Annotated in this window: 17 protein-coding genes; 7 read left to right on the top strand and 10 right to left on the bottom strand. The window is 73.1% G+C overall.

The annotated features are described in order from the left end of the window. Positions 1-82 precede the first annotated feature (82 nt). A complete protein-coding gene (locus ACIQVT_RS11285) occupies positions 83-1,021 on the top strand; it encodes an SRPBCC family protein (RefSeq protein WP_403750742.1) in 939 nt (312 codons plus the stop codon). Beyond that, positions 1,018-2,190 (top strand): zinc-dependent alcohol dehydrogenase, encoded by a 1,173-nt coding sequence (locus ACIQVT_RS11280; protein WP_403750740.1) that lies wholly within the window; start codon positions 1,018-1,020, stop codon positions 2,188-2,190. Before ACIQVT_RS11285 ends, ACIQVT_RS11280 begins: the two co-directional genes overlap by 4 nt. A gap of 39 nt (positions 2,191-2,229) precedes the next feature. Here the strand turns inward: ACIQVT_RS11280 and ACIQVT_RS11275 are convergent, their stop codons facing one another. The 3 genes from ACIQVT_RS11275 to afsQ1 are packed head-to-tail and all read right to left on the bottom strand — an operon-like array spanning position 2,230 to position 5,101. Continuing rightward, positions 2,230-2,835, bottom strand: a complete 606-nt coding sequence (locus tag ACIQVT_RS11275; RefSeq protein ID WP_403750738.1) for a hypothetical protein — start codon at positions 2,833-2,835, stop codon at positions 2,230-2,232. Further along, the gene (locus ACIQVT_RS11270) at positions 2,832-4,427 is read right to left on the bottom strand and encodes an ATP-binding protein (RefSeq protein ID WP_403750736.1); all 1,596 of its coding nucleotides are present in this window, start codon (positions 4,425-4,427) and stop codon (positions 2,832-2,834) included. Before ACIQVT_RS11270 ends, ACIQVT_RS11275 begins: the two co-directional genes overlap by 4 nt. After that, positions 4,424-5,101 (bottom strand): two-component system response regulator AfsQ1, encoded by a 678-nt coding sequence (gene afsQ1 / locus ACIQVT_RS11265; protein WP_365248795.1) that lies wholly within the window; start codon positions 5,099-5,101, stop codon positions 4,424-4,426. The genes ACIQVT_RS11270 and afsQ1 overlap by 4 nt, the downstream gene beginning before the upstream one ends. Positions 5,102-5,341: 240 nt before the next feature. On the opposite strand from afsQ1, the gene ACIQVT_RS11260 reads away from it, so the two are divergent. Beyond that, the gene (locus ACIQVT_RS11260; protein ID WP_403750734.1) at positions 5,342-6,121 is read left to right on the top strand and encodes a SigE family RNA polymerase sigma factor; all 780 of its coding nucleotides are present in this window, start codon (positions 5,342-5,344) and stop codon (positions 6,119-6,121) included. A 142-nt stretch (positions 6,122-6,263) separates the two neighbouring features. Here ACIQVT_RS11260 and ACIQVT_RS11255 read toward each other — a convergent pair whose 3' ends face one another. Then, positions 6,264-6,899 carry a uridine kinase gene (locus ACIQVT_RS11255; RefSeq protein WP_403750732.1) on the bottom strand — a complete coding sequence of 212 codons (636 nt, stop codon included), beginning with the start codon at positions 6,897-6,899 and terminating at the stop codon, positions 6,264-6,266. 127 nt (positions 6,900-7,026) lie between these two features. On the opposite strand from ACIQVT_RS11255, the gene ACIQVT_RS11250 reads away from it, so the two are divergent. Next, positions 7,027-7,428 (top strand): hypothetical protein, encoded by a 402-nt coding sequence (locus ACIQVT_RS11250; RefSeq protein WP_403750730.1) that lies wholly within the window; start codon positions 7,027-7,029, stop codon positions 7,426-7,428. Between the two features lie 98 nt (positions 7,429-7,526). Here the strand turns inward: ACIQVT_RS11250 and ACIQVT_RS11245 are convergent, their stop codons facing one another. From ACIQVT_RS11245 to deoC, 3 genes are read right to left on the bottom strand one after another with little or no spacing between them, the layout of a single operon-like run. Beyond that, positions 7,527-8,417, bottom strand: a complete 891-nt coding sequence (locus tag ACIQVT_RS11245) for an aldehyde dehydrogenase family protein (protein WP_403750728.1) — start codon at positions 8,415-8,417, stop codon at positions 7,527-7,529. After that, a complete protein-coding gene (locus tag ACIQVT_RS11240) occupies positions 8,410-9,861 on the bottom strand; it encodes an aldehyde dehydrogenase family protein (RefSeq protein WP_403750726.1) in 1,452 nt (483 codons plus the stop codon). The genes ACIQVT_RS11245 and ACIQVT_RS11240 overlap by 8 nt, the downstream gene beginning before the upstream one ends. Before the next feature lie 5 nt (positions 9,862-9,866). After that, the gene (gene deoC, locus ACIQVT_RS11235; RefSeq protein WP_403750724.1) at positions 9,867-10,856 is read right to left on the bottom strand and encodes a deoxyribose-phosphate aldolase; all 990 of its coding nucleotides are present in this window, start codon (positions 10,854-10,856) and stop codon (positions 9,867-9,869) included. A 147-nt stretch (positions 10,857-11,003) separates the two neighbouring features. Here deoC and ACIQVT_RS11230 point away from each other — a divergent pair, with 147 nt between their 5' ends. Then, on the top strand, positions 11,004-11,708 hold the full coding sequence (locus ACIQVT_RS11230; protein ID WP_403750722.1) for a PH domain-containing protein: 705 nt from the start codon (positions 11,004-11,006) through the stop codon (positions 11,706-11,708). 945 nt (positions 11,709-12,653) lie between these two features. Here ACIQVT_RS11230 and ACIQVT_RS11225 read toward each other — a convergent pair. From ACIQVT_RS11225 to ACIQVT_RS11215, 3 genes are all read right to left on the bottom strand, one after another. Then, positions 12,654-14,285, bottom strand: a complete 1,632-nt coding sequence (locus tag ACIQVT_RS11225; protein ID WP_403750720.1) for a phospho-sugar mutase — start codon at positions 14,283-14,285, stop codon at positions 12,654-12,656. A 114-nt stretch (positions 14,286-14,399) separates the two neighbouring features. Beyond that, positions 14,400-15,224: a purine-nucleoside phosphorylase gene (locus tag ACIQVT_RS11220; protein ID WP_403750718.1), complete on the bottom strand. Its 825-nt coding sequence runs from the start codon at positions 15,222-15,224 to the stop codon at positions 14,400-14,402. A gap of 135 nt (positions 15,225-15,359) precedes the next feature. Continuing rightward, on the bottom strand, positions 15,360-15,797 hold the full coding sequence (locus ACIQVT_RS11215) for a gamma-glutamylcyclotransferase (RefSeq protein ID WP_403750716.1): 438 nt from the start codon (positions 15,795-15,797) through the stop codon (positions 15,360-15,362). Positions 15,798-15,893: 96 nt separating this feature from the next. On the opposite strand from ACIQVT_RS11215, the gene ACIQVT_RS11210 reads away from it, so the two are divergent. Together ACIQVT_RS11210 and ACIQVT_RS11205 are read left to right on the top strand one after the other, a co-directional pair. Continuing rightward, positions 15,894-17,342 (top strand): NAD(P)H-quinone dehydrogenase, encoded by a 1,449-nt coding sequence (locus tag ACIQVT_RS11210; protein WP_403750714.1) that lies wholly within the window; start codon positions 15,894-15,896, stop codon positions 17,340-17,342. 169 nt (positions 17,343-17,511) lie between these two features. Beyond that, the gene (locus tag ACIQVT_RS11205) at positions 17,512-18,444 is read left to right on the top strand and encodes a DeoR/GlpR family DNA-binding transcription regulator (RefSeq protein ID WP_403750712.1); all 933 of its coding nucleotides are present in this window, start codon (positions 17,512-17,514) and stop codon (positions 18,442-18,444) included. The last annotated feature ends 254 nt before the right edge of the window (positions 18,445-18,698 follow it).

The raw sequence follows: 18,698 nt of genomic DNA, 5'->3' as shown, positions 1-18,698 counted from the left end.
GGGGGGAGCGGGGTGACCTCCCCGGTCGGACGGCGGCCCCCGCCTTCCCCTCACCGCACTTCACCTCATGTGAGGAGCACCCATGAAGACAGACACCGATTCCACCTCCCGCCTCCGGCACGATCCGCTCGTCCGCGGCCTCGGCTGGGCCAGCGTGCTCCTCGGCGTGCCCCAGGTCGTCGCCCCGGCGGGCTTCGCCCGGGTCCTGGGCGTCGGCGACAGCTCCCGGCAGCGCCTGGCCACGACGGCCGTCGGCGTGCGCGAGCTGGGGGCGGCGGCCGGGCTGCTGGGACGGCCGCACCCCGCCTGGCTCTGGAGCCGCGTCGGTGGTGACCTGATGGACCTGGGGATGCTGGCCCGGGCCCTGAGGAACCACGACGGCCGCGGCCTCGGCCGTACCGTCGCCGCGACCGCCGCGGTCACCGCCATCGCCGCCACGGACGTCTACGCGGCCGTCACCCGCACCTCCGGAAGGTCCCCCATGGAACTGACCGCGTCCACCACCGTCGTGGAGACCCCGGAGGAGGTCTACCGCCTCTGGAGCGACCTGGAGCGACTGCCGGACTTCATGGCGCACCTGGAGGAGGTGCGCGTCACCGGCCCGGGCACCAGTCACTGGCGGGCGAGCGCGCCGTTCGGCAGGACGGTCGAATGGGACGCCGAGACCACGCAGGACGTCCCCGGCCGGGTGATCGCCTGGCGGTCGGTGGACGGCGCCGACATCGACAACTCCGGCGAGGTCCGCCTGGTGCCCGCCCCCGGCGGCCGCGGCACCGAGATCCGGGTGAAGCTGCGCTACGCCCTGCCCGGCGGGGCGCTGGGCAAGGCCGCGGCGCGCTACTTCGGCGAGGAACCGCACCAGCAGCTGGACGACGACCTCCGCCGCTTCAAGCAGATCGTGGAGGTCGGCGAGGTCGTCCGCTCCGAGGGCGCGCCCGGCGGCAAGCGGGCCCGCGGCGAGTTCCCGCAGCACCCGGCCCGGCCGCTGACCGAGGACGAACTGAAGGAGGCCCTGGCATGAAGGCGAACTGCTGGACCGGACGCAACTCCGTCGAGGTGCTCGACGTCCCCGACCCGTCGATCCTGAACAGCCGCGACGCCATCGTGAAGATCACCTCGACGGCGATCTGCGGCTCCGACCTCCACCTGCTCGACGGCTACGTCCCCACCATGGAGAAGGGGGACATCATGGGCCACGAGTTCATGGGGGAGATCGTCGAGGTCGGCCCCGGCGTCAGCGACAAACTGCGCGTCGGCGACCGGGTCGTCGTCCCCTTCCCCATCGCCTGTGGCTCCTGTGCGGCCTGCCGCGCGGAGTTGTACTCGTGCTGCGAGAACACCAACCCCAACGCGGGCATCTCGGAGAAGTTGTTCGGCCACCCCACCGCCGGCATCTACGGCTACTCCCATCTCACCGGTGGCTTCGCCGGCGGTCAGGCCGAGTACGCCCGCGTGGTGCTCGCCGACGCCAACGTCCTGAAGATCGGGCCGGAGCTCACCGACGAGCAGGTGCTGTTCCTGTCCGACATCCTGCCGACCGGGTACATGGGCGCCGACATGTGCGACATCCAGGAAGGCGACGTCGTCGCCGTCTGGGGCGCCGGGCCGGTCGGCCAGTTCGCGATGGACAGCGCCCGGGTGCTGGGCGCGGAGAAGGTCATCGCGATCGACAAGGAGACCTACCGGCTGGACATGGCCGCCGCCGAGGGCTACACGACCATCGACTTCGAGGACGTCGACGTACGGTCGGCCCTGCTGGACCTCACCGGCGGCCGGGGTCCCGACAAGTGCATCGACGCGGTCGGCCTGGAGGCCACGCACGGCGCCTCCCACGTCCACCTCTACGACCGCGCGAAGCAGGCGGTCCGCTCCGAGACCGACCGGCCGCACGCCCTGCGCCAGGCGATCATGTCCTGCCGGAGCGGCGGCGTGGTGTCGGTCATCGGCGTCTACGGCGGGCTGATCGACAAGTTCCCGGCGGGTGCCTGGATGAACCGGTCCCTGACCCTGCGCACCGGGCAGTGCCACGTCCACAAGTACATGAAGCCACTGCTGGAGAAGATCGAGCAGGGCCTGCTCGACCCCACCCGGGTCATCACCCACCGGTTGCCCCTGAGCGAGGCACCGACCGGCTACGACCTGTTCAAGAACAAGAAGGACCGCTGCGAGAAGGTCGTCCTCACGCCCTGACCGCCGCCCCGCCGCCCCGCCGACCCGAGCACGGACCGCCTAGTGGTCCGTGATCGGGGTGGACGGGGGACGGGTCGCTCCCGGGTGGTCGCGGACGTCGTCCGTGCACTCGTAGCGGCGGAGTGGGCCCCCGTCCGGTCCGCCCAGGACGACCGAGCCGTCGCCCTCCGTCGCCGCCGAGTCGGACAGGGTGCACACCAGCTGGGCGACGGCGTAGGAGGTGAGGCGGGACGGCGGCGTGCTCAGCCGGAGCGTTTCGTCGGGGTCCTTCGGGGCGGGCCCGCTGACGCCGAGACCGCCCGGCACCCGGGTGGTGTAGCCGGCGGAGCGCTCCGCCGCCGACGGTGACGCGGCCAGCTGGTCCAGCAGTCCCTGGGCCACCATCACCCGGCGCCGGGCGTCCGGGGTGCCGTCGGGCACCCGGACGGTCCGGTCGACGGCGACCAGGGACGCCCCGCACAGCAGGAAGACCTGCACCGGCACCCCGTGCGAGGACTGCGTGGACAGGTCGGGGCCGGCCAGCGAGCACTGCACCCCGGACGGTGCCGCGCCGAAGTCGGTCGGCACCTCTGTGGCCCGGATGCCGCAGCCGGTCAGGAGCGCGCCCAGGAGGGGCAGCGCCAGCAGGCGTCGTACGGTCGTCATGACCCCTCCGTTCCCGTGCGGCCGGTGCCGGTGCCGGCAGCGGTGTCCTCGGCGCCCTCGGCGTCGTCCTCGGCGAGGGCGGCGGGGTCCTGCGGCAGCCGCAGCGTGAACACGGCGCCGCCGTCGGGCGAGTTGGCGGCGGTGATCCCGCCGCCGTGGATCTGGGCGTTCTCCAGGGCGATGGACAGGCCCAGGCCGCTGCCCTCGGAGCGCGGCCGGGAGGCACTCGCCTTGTAGAAGCGGTCGAAGACGTGCGGCAGGACGTCCTCCGGGATGCCGGGCCCGTGGTCGCGGACCTGGATCACGACGGCGTCGTCCGCCTTGCGCACCGACACCCGCACCGGCGAGCCGCCGTGCTTGAGGGCGTTGCCGATGAGGTTGGCGAGGATGACGTCCAGGCGGCGCGGGTCGATGCGGGCGTGCAGGCCGCGCTCGGCGTCGAGTTCGACCGCGTCGAGCCAGGCCCGGGCGTCGATGCAGGCGGTGATCTGGTCGGCGAGGTCGACATCGTCCAGGACCAGCCGGGCGGTGCCCGCGTCGAAGCGGGTGACCTCCATCAGGTTCTCCACCAGGTCGTTCAGCCGCCGGGTCTCGCTGACCACGAGCCGGACGGCGGGCTCCACCATCGGGTCGATGCCCCCCGCCTCCGACTCCAGCTCCTCCTCCAGCACCTCAGTGACGGCGGTGATGGCGGTCAGCGGGGTCCGCAGTTCGTGGCTCATGTCGGCGACGAACCGCCGGGAGGCGTCGTCCCGCGCGGCCATCTCCGCGACCCGCTTCTCCAGCGCCTCGGCCGCCTGGTTGAACGTCCTGGACAGGTCGGCGAGTTCGTCGGTGCCGGAGACCTGGAGCCGGGTGTCCAGCCGGCCCTCGCCGAGCCGCCCCGCGGCCACGCCGAGCCGGTGCACCGGCTTCAGCACGGTCGTCGCGGCGGCCTGCGCGAGCAGCGCCGCGCCGATCAGCGCCAGTCCGGTGGCGATGCCCAGCGACCAGGCCAGCGAGTTGAGGTCCTTGGCCTCCGGCTCCAGGGACTTCGCCATGTAGCCGGTGGTGCCGCCGCCGATGACGCGCGTGCCGGCCACCAGATAGGGCGTGCCGCGGTCCACGACCCGCTGCCAGTACAGGTGGTACGGCTCCTTGTTGGTGTCGGTCACCGGCTGGCGCCTGGTCACGGCCGCGCGCAGCGAGGCCGGTACGTCCTCCAGCGCGAAGCCGTTGATGCCGCCGGAGGTGCCGTACACCTTCTTGCCGGTGGCGTCCGCGGCGACCAGCAGCACGCTGAACCGCTGGCTGCTCGCCCCCATCTGCCCGGCCGCCCGCTGGAGCTGGTCCTGGGTGGGGTGTTCGGGCAGCGCGCCGGCCCGGTTCTGCATCTCCTGCCGGAAGTCGCGCAGCACCGCGTCCTGGGCGCGGGTCAGGACGGCCTCCCGGTTGAGCCAGTAGGCGATCCCCGACGCGGACACCGCGGCGGTGAGCGCGACCAGGCCGAACACCAGCACCAGCCGCAGCCGGAGACTGGTGAGCCTCAGCCGCGACAGACCTCCGCGCCGCCCCGCGGCCCAGCCGCGCAGCCCCCCGTGCGTGCCCGTCACTGAGGGGCGTCCAGGCGGTAGCCGACACCGCGGACGGTGCGGATCAGCGTCGGGGACGACGGCACGTCCTCGACCTTGGCCCGCAGCCGCTGCACACACGCGTCCACCAGGCGGGAGTCGCCCAGGTAGTCGTGCTCCCACACCAGCCGCAGCAACTGCTGCCGGGACAGCGCCTGACCGGGCCGCCGGCTCAGCTCCAGCAGCAGCCGCAGCTCGGTCGGGGTCAACTGGAGGTCCTCGCCGTTCTTGGTGACGGTCATCGCAGACCGGTCGATGACGAGGCTGCCGAACGACGCGGAGTCGCTGGACTCGCGCTCCCCGCGGCGCAGCACGGCCCGGATCCGGGCGTCGAGCACCCGCCCCTGCACCGGCTTGACGACGTAGTCGTCGGCGCCGGACTCCAGCCCGACCACGACGTCGATGTCGTCGCTGCGCGCGGTCAGCAGGATGATCGGCAGCTGGTCGGTGCGCCGGATGCGGCGGCACACCTCGAACCCGTCGATGCCGGGCAGCATCACGTCCAGCACGATCAGGTCCGGGCGCTGCTCACGCAGCAGCTTCAGACCGTCCTCGCCGCTGGCAGCGGTGGCGACCCGGTGACCCTGGCGTGTCAGGGACAGCTCCAGGGCCGTACGGATGGCGTCGTCGTCCTCGATCAGCAACAGGGAAGGCACGGGCTCATTCTGGCCCATGGACGGGGTGTCCCACACCCGTCGGCACCCCTTCCTCCCCGGCGCGACCACCTGTGCGCACGCTGTCACCGCACCGGGAGGGGCCCCTGTGACAGGTCTGTGACAGTCGACGGACACGGCGATGAAGGTCCCCCGGCAGTCTTTTGGTCACGGGCAGGGGCCACCGGCCACAACCGGCCCGGTACGACCGAGTCACCGGAAGTCCACCACGGGGAGCGCGAGATGAACACGCTGCACGGCATGAGCACGAGCGCAGTGGTCACGCGTCTGCACGACGTGCACCGGGGACCGGAGAAGGCCGGTGCCGGTACGGGCACCTCCCTGCTCGAGCGCGCTCGCGAGCTCGGGGGAGGGCGGGGATGCGCCCGCACCGGCACGGGGCGTCAGCACACCGGGCTCATGACGGTGGTTGACGCGCACACGGGGGAGACGCACGGGGGAGAGGCGTACGGGGAGGACCCGGGGGAGCGTCGCTCGCTGTCGGAGGCGGAGTTCACCGCCTACGTCCAGGAGCGCCGCGCCTCCCTGTACGCCACCGCCTACCACCTGACCGGGGACCGCTTCGAGGCCGAGGACCTGCTCCAGAGCGCGCTGTTCTCGACGTACCGGGCGTGGGAACGGATCAGCGACAAGGCGGCGGTCGGCGGATACCTCCGCCGCACCATGACCAACCTGCACATCAGCGCCTGGCGGCGCCGCAAGCTCAACGAGTACCCGACCGAGGAACTGCCGGAGACGCCCGGCGAGACGGACGCGATGCGCGGCACCGAGCTGCGCGCGGTCCTCTGGCAGGCGCTGGCCCGGCTGCCCGAACTCCAGCGCACCATGCTGGTCCTGCGCTACTACGAGGGCCGCACCGACCCGGAGATCGCGGAGATACTCGGCATCAGCGTCGGCACGGTGAAGTCCAGCATCTGGCGGTCGCTGCGCCGGCTGCGCGAGGACGAGGTCCTCAGCTTCGGCCGTGACGAGGAGCACGCCTTCGGCGAACTGGTCGCCTGAGCAAGGGCGACCGGACCGGCGGGGGAGAACCGGGGACCACTGGGGGGTGGGCCACGGGGGACACGGGGGAGCGACAGGAGCGGGACCGGTGGCCGGGGGGTCCGACCGGTCCCGCTCCCGTCGTGTCAGGGGCGGACGGCTCTCACGCCGCCGTCCGCTGCCGTGTCCGCGGGCCCACCGCCGCTGCCCCGAGCCGGCCCAGCGCCTCGTCCCGGTCGCAGGGGTGCGCGCCCAGGGACACCTGGCGGGCGACGATCGAGCGTTCCGCGCGCATCAGGCGCCAGCCGCGGCGCAGCAGGAACGGCACCGACTTGCGGCCCTCCCGCAGATCGCGCAGGAAGCGGCGCCGGAACGTGGTGAACGGGCCCCGGGTCAGGCACAGGGCGTCCGCGAGCACGCCCCGTTCCCGGCAGCGGTCGACGATCTCCGCGGCGAACACGCCCTCCGCGATGAACAGCGGCATCCCGTCGGTGCGCAGCGTCTCCTCGCCGGTACGGGCGCTCAGCGCGATGTCGTACACCGGCACCGGGGTCGACCCCGTGGCGCACAGCCGGACGACGGCCTCGACGGCGGCGTCCGCGTCCCAGGAGTCCGGGTGGTCCCAGTCGATGTCGGAACTCCCGGCCACCAGCGGCAGCGTCGGGTCGTCGGCCTCCTTGTAGAAGTCGTCCAGGCGCAGGACGGGGAGCCCGGAACGGGCGGCGACGAGTGACTTGCCCGAGCCCGAGGGGCCGCAGAGCAGCACGACTTGGGCGGGGACCGGGAGATGAAGGCTCACGGAACACCAGTTTGACCCATGGGGAGCGCCCTGCCGACCCCGCGGGTCGGCTTTTGAGCGTGAGACGCGCCTCAACTACCCTACGTGTCGACAGCCTCACCCTGCGCACCAGAAGGTGGCACCAGCGATGGCCCGACACACCTCCCACCAGCATTCCGCCGCGAAGCGCGTCCTGATCGCCCTGGCGACCGCCGGAGCGGCCCTGGGCGCGGGGGCGGCGACGGCCTCCGCCGACTCGATCCCGGCCGTGGGCCTCACCTACCGGCCCGTGGACCTCGGCAACGTCGACCCGCAGGCCGGCACGCACGCCGCGACGGGCATCCTCGGCTACGTCACCGGTCCGGTCGCCGGTCTCAAGCCCAACCCGCTGGCGGGCACCGGCGTGGACCCGCTGGACAACGGCGTGGGCACCCAGCTCGCCGACTTCCGGCCCCTCACGTCCAAGGCGCTGACGGGCCCGCTGGCCCAGGCCCCGTCGATCGGCAGCATCCCGGTGGTGGGCCAGGTACTGGGCGTGCTGGGCCACTGACGGTGGCCCCGGGGGCCCGTGCGGGGCAATGGGGCGGGCCGGGCGGGACGCCGGCGGTGCCCCGTCGCGTCCCGTCCGGCCCGCTCACCCCGGGTACGTCAGTACGACGAACCGGACGCGCCCAGTGATCCCGTCGGGTGCCAGACGGTCTTGGTCTCCAGGAAGGCCGCCAGCCGCTCGGTCCCCGGGGTCCGGGAATGGTCCACAGGCTGTGGACGCAGGACCCGCTTGAGGTTGTCCGCCGCCGCGACCTCCAGCTCCCTCGCCAGCTCCGCGTCGGCACCCGCGAGGTCGATCGCGTTGACGTCCTGGTGCGCGGCCAGCGGCGCGGCGATCTCCGCCGTACGGCCGGACAGGATGTTGACCACGCCGCCCGGGACGTCGGAGGTGGCCAGCACCTCGGCCAGGGACAACGCGGGCAGCGGGGCCTTCTCGGAGGCCACCACGACCGCGGTGTTGCCGGTGGCGATCACCGGGGCCAGCACCGAGACCAGGCCGAGGAACGACGACTCCTGCGGGGCCAGGACGGCGACCACGCCCGTCGGCTCGGGCGAGGAGAGGTTGAAGTACGGGCCCGCGACCGGGTTGGCGCCGCCGAGCACCTGGGCGATCTTGTCGGTCCAGCCGGCGTACCAGACCCAGCGGTCCACCGCGGCGTCCACCTGCTCGGCGGCCGCGGACTTCGACAGGCCCTCCGCGTCGGCGACCTCGCGGACGAACTGCCCCCGGCGGCCCTCCAGCATCTCCGCCACGCGGTACAGGACCTGGCCCCGGTTGTAGGCGGTCGCGCCGGACCAGCCGCCGAACGCCTTGCGCGCGGCCACGACCGCGTCCCGGGCGTCCTTGCGGGAGGACTGCGGAGCGTTGGCCAGCCACTTGCCCTTCGAGTCCGTCACCTCGTACACCCGGCCGCTCTCGGAACGCGGGAACTTCCCGCCGACGTACAGCTTGTAGGTCTTGAAGACGCTCAGACGGTTGTGATCAGACATCGAGGTACGCCTCCAGGCCGTGACGGCCGCCCTCGCGACCGAAGCCCGACTCCTTGTAACCGCCGAACGGCGAGGTCGGGTCGAACTTGTTGAACGTGTTGGACCAGACGACACCGGCGCGCAGCTTGCCGGCGACGGCCAGGATGCGGGAGCCCTTCTCGGACCAGATGCCCGCCGACAGGCCGTACTGCGTGTTGTTCGCCTTGGCGACCGCCTCGTCGGGCGTGCGGAAGGTCAGCACCGACAGCACCGGGCCGAAGATCTCGTCGCGGGCGATGGTGTGCGCCTGCGTGACGTTCGTGAACAGCGTCGGCGCGAACCAGTAACCGGCGGACGGCAGTTCACAGGCCGGGGACCAGCGCTCGGCGCCCTCCGCCTCGCCCCGCTCGGTCAGGGCGGTGATCCGGGCGAGCTGCTCGGCGGAGTTGATCGCGCCGATGTCGGTGTTCTTGTCCAGCGGGTCGCCGAGGCGGAGCGTGGACAGGCGCCGCTTGAGGGAGTCCAGCAGCTCCTCCTGGACCGACTCCTGCACCAGCAGGCGGGAGCCCGCGCAGCAGACCTGGCCCTGGTTGAAGAAGATGCCGGTCACGATGCCCTCGACGGCCTGGTCGAGCGGGGCGTCGTCGAAGACGATGTTGGCGCCCTTGCCGCCCAGTTCGAGGGTGAGCTTCTTGCGCGTGCCGGCGACGGTCCGCGCGATCTCCTTGCCGACGGCGGTCGAACCGGTGAAGGCGACCTTGTTCACGTCGGGGTGCGCGACGAGCGCGGCGCCCGCGTCGCCGTAGCCCGGGAGGATGTTCACGACACCCTTGGGCAGGCCCGCCTGGCGGCAGATGTCCGCGAAGAACAGCGCGGAGAGCGGGGTGGTCTCCGCCGGCTTCAGCACGACGGTGTTGCCGGTCGCGAGCGCCGGGGCGATCTTCCACGCCAGCATCAGCAGCGGGAAGTTCCACGGGATGACCTGGCCGGCCACGCCCAGCGGCTTCGGCACGGCACCGAACCCGGCGTGCTCCAGCTTGTCCGCCCAGCCCGCGTAGTAGAAGAAGTGCGCGGCGACCAGCGGGAGGTCCGCGTCGCGGGTCTCCCTGATCGGCTTGCCGTTGTCCAGCGTCTCCAGGACGGCCAGCTCGCGGCTGCGCTCCTGGATGATGCGGGCGATGCGGAACAGGTACTTGGCGCGCTCGGAGCCCGGCAGCGCCGACCACTTCTCGAACGCCGCGCGGGCCGCCCGGACGGCCCGGTCCACGTCCTCGGCACCCGCCCGGGCGACCTCGGACAGCACCTCCTCAGTGGCCGGCGAGACGGTCTTGAACACCTTGCCGTCGGCCGCCTCGACGAACTCGCCGTCGATGAACAGGCCGTAGGAGGGGGCGATGTCGACGACGGAGCGGGACTCGGGCGCCGGTGCGTACTCGAATGCGGTAGACCGCTTCTCGATGGTCATGGTGATCAGTCCACCGTTACGTAGTCGGGGCCGGAGTAACGGCCGGTGGCCAGCTTCTGCCGCTGCATCAGCAGGTCGTTCAGGAGGGAGGAGGCGCCGAAGCGGAACCAGTGGTTGTCCAGCCAGTCCGCGCCGGCCGTCTCGTTGACGAGGACGAGGAACTTGACGGCGTCCTTGGAGGTGCGGATGCCGCCGGCCGGCTTCACACCGACCTGGACCCCGGTCTGGGCGCGGAAGTCCCGTACGGCCTCCAGCATCAGCAGCGTGTTGGCCGGCGTGGCGTTGACCGCGACCTTGCCCGTGGAGGTCTTGATGAAGTCCGCGCCCGCGAGCATGCCGAGCCAGGAGGCGCGGCGGATGTTGTCGTACGTCGACAGCTCGCCGGTCTCGAAGATCACCTTGAGCCGGGCGTCCGTCCCGCAGACCTCCCGCACGGCGACGATCTCGTCGTACACCTTCAGGTACCGGCCCGCGAGGAACGCGCCCCGGTCGATGACCATGTCGATCTCGTCGGCACCGGCGGCGACGGCGTCCCGCACGTCGGCCAGCTTCACGTCGAGCGCGGCACGGCCGGCCGGGAAGGCGGTGGCCACCGAGGCGACCTTCACGCCGGAACCGGCGACGGCCTCCTTGGCGGCGGCCACCATGTCGGGATAGACGCAGACCGCGGCCGTGGCCGGGGCCGTCCGGTCCGTGGGGTCGGGATGGACCGCCTTCGCGCCGAGCGCCCGGACCTTGCCCGGGGTGTCCGCGCCTTCCAGCGTCGTCAGGTCGACCATCGAGATGGCGAGGTCGATGGCGTACGCCTTCGCGGCGGCCTTGATCGAACGGGTGCCGAGCGACGCGGCGCGTGCCTCCAGGCCGACCGCGTCCACGCCGGGCAGCCCGTGCAGGAAGCGGCGCAGCGTGCTGTCGGACGCGGTGACGTCGGCGAGGGGGCTACCTCCCGGGCGGTCGGCAGTGGGCGACTGTGCGGTGGATGCAGTACGGGGCATGGTCACCAGACGAGCATATCTACGCGCGTAGCGGCTGTACACCCCCGCCCCCTCGGCAGCATTCCCGTGCCGCCGCGCGGATCACGGAACGGCCCCGGACGCCGGGCGCGTGACCGCGTCGCGGCCCTGTCGGGCAGAATCGGGGCCATGACCACCCCCGACCACCCGTCCCCCGCGTCACAGCCGCCGGCACCCGCCGTCAAGGACCGGGTCTACCGCTCGCCCCTGGCGCTCACGGGCGGTGCGCTGCTGCTCGTGGTCGTGCTCTGGCTGGGCTTCGACGCGCTGTTCAAGGGCCAAGGCCGGACCCCCTGGCTGGCGCTGGCCGCGATGATCCTGGTCCTGCCGCTGCTGATCGCGTTCACGCTCCGCCCGGCGGTCTTCGCCAACGACGACCGGCTGCGCGTCCGCAACCCCTTCCGGATCATCACCCTGCCCTGGGGCGAGGTCGCCGGCCTGCGCTCCGGCTTCACCAACGAGGTCGTCACCAGGTCCGGCGCCAAGTACCAGCTGTGGGCCGTCCCCGTCTCCCTGCGGGCCCGCAAGAAGGCGGCCCACCGCCAGCGCCGGGCGGCGGCGGACGCGGCGCGCGGCATCACGCCGGGCGGCTCCGGCGGTGGGGGACTCGCGCCGAGCGGCTTCGGCTTCGGCGGGTTCAGCCTGCGCGGCGGCGAGACCGGGCCCGCCCGGGCGGAGACCGACCAGATCATGGACGACCTGAACGAGATCCGGGAGCGGCGCGCGGAGGCCGACCAGGCCCAGGGCGAGCCCACGGTCCGCTGGGCGTACGAGGTGGCCGCACCGGCGGTGGCGGGCGCCGTCCTGCTGGCGATCCTGCTGCTGGTCGGCTGAGCGCCACCGCCCCGCTGCTGCGACGGCAGGCCGGTCGCGGGAGGCACGGCGAGAGGGCCGCAGGGTAGGACCAGGGCTTATCCCTCGACCGTGGCACCGGAACCGGACGGCGGGCGGCCCCTCTCGGCAGCGGGGCCGAGCGCATGCCGCGACTCGCGCAGCCCCTTGAGGAGGCCGTCGGCGCGGATCACCGCCCTCTGTCCCGGTCCGGGTGTGTCCGACCGTGGTGGGCGGTGCCGGGCGGTGGGGTGGGCCGTGCCGGGTGGGGGGCCTTTTCCATCGGGGCGGACGCGGGCTGGGTCCCGTCGGGCGTGGCCGGCGTGCATGCCGTGAGGCGCGTAGCCCCTTGAGGGGGCCGTCGGCGCGGATGACCGTTCTCGGCCTGGGTTCGGGTGTGTCCGACCGTGGTGGGCGGTGGGGCGGGGCTTTTCGGCCGGGTGGGCGGTGACTGGGTCCCGTCGGGCGGGGCCGGAGCGCATGCCGCGACTCGCGTAGCCCCTTGAGGGGGCCGTCGGTGCGGATCACCGCCCTCTGTCCCGGTCCGCCCCGCTCGACCGTGGTGGGCGGTGCCGGGCGGTGGGGTGGGCCTTCTGGAGCAGGGGGACGGTGACTGGGTCCCGTCGGGCGTGGCCGGAGGGCGTGCCGCGACTCGCGCAGCCCCTTGAGGGGGCCGTCGGTGCGGATCACCGCCCTCTGTCCCGGTCCGGGCGCGCTCGACCGTGGTGGGCGGTGCCGGGCGGTGGGGTGGGCCTTCTGGAGCAGGGGGACGGTGACCGGGTCCCGTCGGGCGTGGCCGGAGGGCGTGCCGTGAGGCGCGTAGCCCTCTGCGCCCGGGCGGTGCGGGACAGCGGGGCGGGGTCGTGTCGGTGGCTGTCCGCCCGGGGGGGGAGGGCGCGCTGGGGGGCGCGTGCTCCTCCGCCCCGGGCAGGGGTGGGCCGGGGGCGGTCAGATGCCGGCGGCTGCCGAGAGGTCGCGCCGGACGGCGGTCAGCAGCTCGGTCGCGCGGGCGCGGGCGGCCGGCAGGCCGGCGTGGTCCGCGACCGGTACGACGACCTCCAGGTAGCACTTCAGCTTCGGTTCCGTGCCGCTGGGCCGGACGATGACGCGGGCGCCGGTGAGGGTGTAGCGCAGGCCGTCGGTGGGCGGCAGCCGGTCCGTGCCGAGGCTGAGGTCCTCGGCCCGGGTGACGGGCAGGCCGGCCAGCTCGGCCGGCGGCCGCTCCCGCAGCCGGCGCATCGCGTCGGCGATCAGCGAGAGGTCCTTCACCCGGACCGACAGCTGGTCGGTGGCGTGCAGGCCGTGTTCGACGGCCAGGTCGTCCAGGAGGTCGAGCAGCGTGCGGCCCTCCTCCTTGAGCGCGGACGCCAGCTCGGTGATGAGCAGCGCGGCGGTGATGCCGTCCTTGTCGCGCACGCCCTCGGGGTCCACGCAGTAGCCGAGGGCCTCCTCGTAGCCGTAGCGCAGGCCGTCGACGCGGGCGATCCACTTGAAGCCGGTCAGCGTCTCCTCGTACGGCAGCCCCGCCTTCCCGGCGATCCGGCCGAGCAGGGAGGAGGAGACGATCGACTCGGCGAATGTGCCCCGCGCGCCGCGGCGGACCAGGTGGGCGGCGAGCAGGGCGCCGACCTCGTCGCCGCGCAGCATGCGCCAGTCGCCGCCGTCCCGTACGGCCACCGCGCAGCGGTCCGCGTCCGGGTCGTTGGCGATGACCAGGTCCGGATCGGTGGCGCGGGCCCGGGCGAACGCCAGGTCCATCGCGCCCGGCTCCTCCGGGTTGGGGAACGCGACGGTCGGGAAGTCCGGGTCCGGGTCGGCCTGCTCGGCGACCAGCACCGGCTCGGGGAACCCGGCGCGGGCGAAGGCGGCGAGCAGGACGTCCTTGCCGACGCCGTGCATCGCCGTGTAGACGGTGCGGGCGGTGCGCGGGGAGCCGGCGCCCAGGACGGCGTCCGTACGGGCCAGGTAGGCGTCCAGGACGGCGTCGTCCAGGGTCTGCCAGCCGGACTCCGGACGCGGTACGTCGCGCAGCGAGGCGATCGCGTCGATCTCGGCGGCGATCTCCGCGTCGGCGGGCGGGACGATCTGGGAGCCGTCGCCGAGGTACACCTTGTAGCCGTTGTCCCGGGGCGGGTTGTGGCTGGCGGTGACCTCCACGCCCGCGACCGCGCCCAGGTGCCGTACGGCGAACGCCAGCACGGGCGTCGGGAGGGGACGCGGGAGCACGGCCGCGCGCAGGCCGGCGCCGGTCATCACGGCGGCGGTGTCGCGGGCGAAGTCGGCGGACCTGTGGCGGGCGTCGTAGCCGATGACGACCAGTCCGCCGGAGTGGCCGTTCTTCTTCAGGTACGCGGCGAGGCCCGCGGCGGCGCGGATGACGACGCTGCGGTTCATACGCATCGGACCGGCGCCCAGCTCGCCCCGCAGGCCGGCGGTGCCGAACTGGAGCGTGCCGCTGAAGCGGGCGGACAGTTCCGCCGTGTCACCGGTCTCGATCAGCTTGGCCAGTTCGTCGCGGGTCTCCGCGTCGGGGTCCTCGGCGAGCCATGCCTCGGCCCGGGCGATGAGATCGTCGTGCACCTTGGGATCAACCTCTCCTAGTCTCCGCCGGGGGCCGCGCCCCCGGACAGCCGTTCGCCCACCGCCCCACCCGACCGGGTCGGCTGAGAGGTGGGCGGATGAGCCGGACGGCGCTTACAGCTTGCCCAGTACCTGGCCCAGCAGCTGGCCCATCCGGGCGGCCGAGTCACGGCCGGCCTGGAGGACCTCCTCGTGGTTGAGGGGCTCGCCCGTCATGCCCGCGGCGAGGTTGGTCACCAGGGAGATGCCGAGCACCTCGGCGCCGGCCTCGCGGGCGGCGATGGCCTCCAGGACCGTGGACATGCCGACCAGGTCCGCGCCGATGACGCGGGCCATGCGGATCTCGGCCGGGGTCTCGTAGTGCGGGCCGGGGAACTGGGCGTAGACGCCCTCCTCCAGCGTGGAGTCGATCTCCTTGCACAGGGCGCGCAGGCGGGGCGAGTAGAGGTCCGTCAGGTCGACGAAGTTCGCGCCGACGATCGGGGAGGTCGCCGTCAGGTTGATGTGATCGCTGATCAGCACCGGCTGGCCGGGGCGCATGCCCTCGCGCAGGCCACCGCAGCCGTTGGTCAGGACGATGGTCTTGCAGCCGGCGGCGACGGCGGTGCGCACCCCGTGGGCGACGGCGGCGACGCCCCGGCCCTCGTAGTAGTGGGTGCGGCCCAGGAAGACCAGGGCCCGCTTGTCACCGAAGATGTACGAGCGGACCTTGCCGCCGTGCCCCTCGACGGCCGGCGGCGGGAAGCCGGGCAGCTCGGTGACCTGGAACTCGGCGTCGGGTGCGCCCAGCGCGTCGACGGCCGGAGCCCAGCCGGAGCCCATCACGAGGGCGACGTCGTGGGTCTCGGCACCGGTCAGCGCGCGCAGGCGCGCGGCGGCGGCGTCGGCGGCGGCGTAGGGATCGCCCTGGATTGCGTCCGGAAGGAGAGATGCGTTCACGCCGTCGAGGGTAACCGGTCTTCGCCTACGCGCGTAGATGACAGACCCCACGGGAATGCTTTCGTTGTCTTGTCGTTTTCCACGAGAGGACGGAAGAAAGGGGCAGGACGCCCGGAAAAGGGGAAAAGGGGCGGCTCAGCAGGGGCGCTTGCGGAGTTCCATCACATAGTCGTGCGGGGCCCCGGCCGACTCCGCCGCGTCCGCGATCTCGCCGAGGTAGCGCGCGGAGGGCAGGCCGCCCTCGTAGCCGTCCAGGACGTAGGCCCACGCCGGCTCCTCGCCGTCCAGGGTGTGGGCGCGCACGCGGGTGCGCCGGTAGATGCCGAGGCCGACGCCCTCCCACCGGTCGAGCGACTCCTCGTCCATGGGCGCGAGGTCGTACAGGCCGACGAAGACCTGCGCCAGCGGGTCCTCGACCAGGGTGGCCAGCGCGCCCTCCCAGCCCAGCTGCTCGCCGCCGAAGGTCAGCCGCCAGCCGTTCAGCCAGCCGGTGGCGCGCAGCGGGGAGTGCGGGGCGCGGCGGGACATCAGCCGCGCGTCGAGGTTGCCGGCGTACGCGGCATAGAGCGCCATGGACAGAGCGTACGGCAGCCGCACCGGGCGCCTCCCGCGCCCCGGGAACACATCCGTGACGCCCCGGGGCAGTCGCACCTTGAAGCGTGCGGGACAATGGGGTACGTGACTCGGATCGTGATCATCGGTGGCGGACCCGGCGGATACGAGGCGGCCCTGGTGGCCGCCCAGCTCGGCGCGGAGGTGACCGTCGTCGACTGCGACGGTCTGGGCGGAGCGTCGGTCCTGACCGACTGCGTGCCGTCGAAGACCCTAATCGCGACGGCCGAGGTGATGACCACCTTCGACTCCTCCTACGAGGAGCTGGGCATCATCGTCGCCGACGACACCCCGCCGCTGGAGCAGGCGGCCCGGGTGGTCGGCGTCGACCTCGGCAAGGTCAATCGCCGGGTGAAGCGCCTCGCGCTCGCCCAGTCCCACGACATCACCGCCTCCGTCACCCGGGCCGGCGCCCGGGTCATGCGCGGACGCGGCCGGCTGGACGGCATGCAGTCCCTCGACGGGTCCCGCAAGGTCGTCGTCAGCACCGCCGACGGCACCGAGGAGACCCTCACCGCCGACGCCGTCCTGATCGCCACCGGCGGTCACCCGCGCGAGCTGCCCGACGCCCAGCCCGACGGCGAGCGCATCCTGAACTGGACGCAGGTCTACGACCTCACCGAGCTGCCGGAAGAGCTGATCGTGGTCGGCTCCGGCGTGACCGGCGCGGAGTTCGCGGGCGCCTACCAGGCCCTCGGCTCCAAGGTCACCCTGGTGTCCTCCCGGGACCGGGTGCTGCCCGGCGAGGACCCGGACGCCGCCGCCGTCCTCGAGGATGTCTTCCGGCGCCGCGGCATGAACGTCATGGCCCGCTCCCGCGCGCAGTCCGCCAAGCGCGTCGGCGACCGGGTCGAGGTGACGCTCGCCGACGGCCGGGTCATCACCGGCTCCCACTGCCTGATGGCCGTCGGCGCCATCCCGAACAGCGCCGGGCTCGGCCTGGAGGAGGCCGGCGTCAAGCTGCGCGAGTCCGGGCACATCTGGACCGACAAGGTGTCCAGGACGACCGCTCCCGGCGTCTACGCGGCCGGTGACGTGACGGGGGTGTTCGCCCTCGCCTCCGTCGCCGCCATGCAGGGACGCATCGCCATGTACCACTTCCTGGGCGACGCGGTCACCCCGCTGAACCTGAAGACGGTGTCCTCCAACGTCTTCACCGACCCCGAGATCGCCACCGTCGGCTACACGCAGGCCGACGTCGACGCGGGCAAGATCGACGCCCGGGTCGTGAAGCTGCCCCTCCTGCGCAACCCGCGCGCGAAGATGCAGGGCATCCGGGACGGCTTCGTGAAGATCTTCTGCCGGCCGGGCACGGGCATCGTCGTCGGCGGCGTGGTCGTGGCGCCGCGCGCCTCGGAACTCATCCACCCCATCTCGATCGCCGTCGACAACAATCTGACCGTCGAGCAGATCGCGAAGGCGTTCACGGTGTACCCGTCCCTGTCCGGGTCGATCGCCGAGGTCGCGCGGCAGCTGCACACGCGCAAGGCGGGCGCCGAGGCCTGACCGGCCGCCGGACCGGGGCGCCGCCGGTCACGAAGAGTCGTGGCCTGTGCGAACGGCATAGTCGGGGCGGATAGGCCCTATATCACTTCCGCCCCCACCATGCGAACAACTTCTGTTATTCGGCGCATACTGCTGAAACCAGACGGTCGCTGGGGTTACTGTCAGTTTCGTGTTCGCTGCTGAACGTCGCCAATTGATCCTCGAAATGGTGCGAGCGAACGGTGCGGTGTCGCTCCGTGAACTCGCCCGCGTCGTCCAGACCTCCGAAGTGACCGTACGGCGGGACGTGCGCGCACTGGAGGCAGAAGGACTCCTCGACCGCCGGCACGGCGGTGCGGTACTGCCGGGCGGTTTCACGCGGGAGTCCGGCTTTCCGCAGAAATCCCATCTCGCGACGGCCGAGAAGACGGCCATCGCCGACCTCGCCGCGGGCCTCGTCGAAGAGGGCGAGGCCATCGTGGTCGGCGCGGGTACCACCACGCAGGAGCTGGCCCGACGGCTCGCGCGGGTGCCCGGACTGACCGTCGTCACCAACTCCCTGCTGGTGGCGCAAGCCCTCGCCCACGCCAACCGGGTGGAGGTCGTGATGACCGGAGGCACCCTGCGCGGGTCCAACTACGCCCTGGTCGGCTCCGGCGCCGAACAGTCCCTCCAGGGGCTGCGCGTCTCCCGGGCCTTCCTGTCCGGGAGCGGGCTCACCGCCGAGCGCGGGCTGTCCACGTCCAACATGCTCTCGGCCTCCGTCGACCGGGCACTCGTGCAGGCCGCCGCCGAAGTCGTCGTCCTCGCCGACCACACCAAACTCGGCACGGACACCATGTTCCAGACCGTGCCGACGGACCTCATCACCCGCCTGGTCACCGACGAGCCGCCACCGCACGACGACCGCGCCGCCACGGAGCTCCAGGCGCTGGCCGACCAGGGGGTGCAGATCGCCGTCACCGGGGCGAGCGGGAACCCGGGGGGTGATCCGGGGCCCTCGGCGCGGCGCGCTCCCCTGCCGGGGCCCAGGCGAGGCCACGTGCCGCTCCGCTCCGCGGGGCTGGGGGAGCAACCAGCCGGGCCCGACCGCGGCCGGGTCGCCGACCTACGCCGCCGATAACCACCCGACCGGTCCGGGGTCCCCGCGGCCGGCTCCGCCTGTCACGCGCTCACCGGCCGGCGGCACGGCCCGTCGGCAACCCCAGCGGGCTCCCGCCGCACGCCCCGGGTCCTGCGTTCGGCACGCGCCCGCGGCCGCCCCACCTGCCGCACGCAGGTGCCGCCGTGCGCAGCCGGTGGGTGCACTGCCTGCCGGTGCCCTTCGGCGGGTCGCGCCGTACGCCAGTACGCCCCCCGGGGGCAGGTGCCGCTCCT

The sequence above is a fragment of the Streptomyces sp. NPDC100445 genome (assembly GCF_044759735.1).
Taxonomy (GTDB): Bacteria; Actinomycetota; Actinomycetes; order Streptomycetales; family Streptomycetaceae; genus Streptomyces.
The sequence above is the reverse complement of the archived record's forward strand: the minus strand, read 5'-3'. Positions and strand labels throughout refer to the sequence as shown.

Bases quoted from the DNA above. Each gene is read 5' to 3' on its own strand.
- ACIQVT_RS11285 (WP_403750742.1), top strand. From the start codon at position 83: ATGAAGACAGACACCGATTCCACCTCCCGCCTCCGGCACGATCCGCTC.
- ACIQVT_RS11250 (WP_403750730.1), top strand. From the start codon at position 7,027: ATGGCCCGACACACCTCCCACCAGCATTCCGCCGCGAAGCGCGTCCTG.
- ACIQVT_RS11280 (WP_403750740.1), top strand. From the start codon at position 1,018: ATGAAGGCGAACTGCTGGACCGGACGCAACTCCGTCGAGGTGCTCGAC.
- ACIQVT_RS11240 (WP_403750726.1), bottom strand. From the start codon at position 9,861: ATGACCATCGAGAAGCGGTCTACCGCATTCGAGTACGCACCGGCGCCC.
- ACIQVT_RS11210 (WP_403750714.1), top strand. From the start codon at position 15,894: ATGGGGTACGTGACTCGGATCGTGATCATCGGTGGCGGACCCGGCGGA.
- ACIQVT_RS11275 (WP_403750738.1), bottom strand. From the start codon at position 2,835: ATGACGACCGTACGACGCCTGCTGGCGCTGCCCCTCCTGGGCGCGCTC.
- deoC (WP_403750724.1), bottom strand. From the start codon at position 10,856: ATGCCCCGTACTGCATCCACCGCACAGTCGCCCACTGCCGACCGCCCG.
- ACIQVT_RS11215 (WP_403750716.1), bottom strand. From the start codon at position 15,797: ATGGCGCTCTATGCCGCGTACGCCGGCAACCTCGACGCGCGGCTGATG.
- ACIQVT_RS11260 (WP_403750734.1), top strand. From the start codon at position 5,342: ATGAACACGCTGCACGGCATGAGCACGAGCGCAGTGGTCACGCGTCTG.
- ACIQVT_RS11230 (WP_403750722.1), top strand. From the start codon at position 11,004: ATGACCACCCCCGACCACCCGTCCCCCGCGTCACAGCCGCCGGCACCC.
- ACIQVT_RS11245 (WP_403750728.1), bottom strand. From the start codon at position 8,417: ATGTCTGATCACAACCGTCTGAGCGTCTTCAAGACCTACAAGCTGTAC.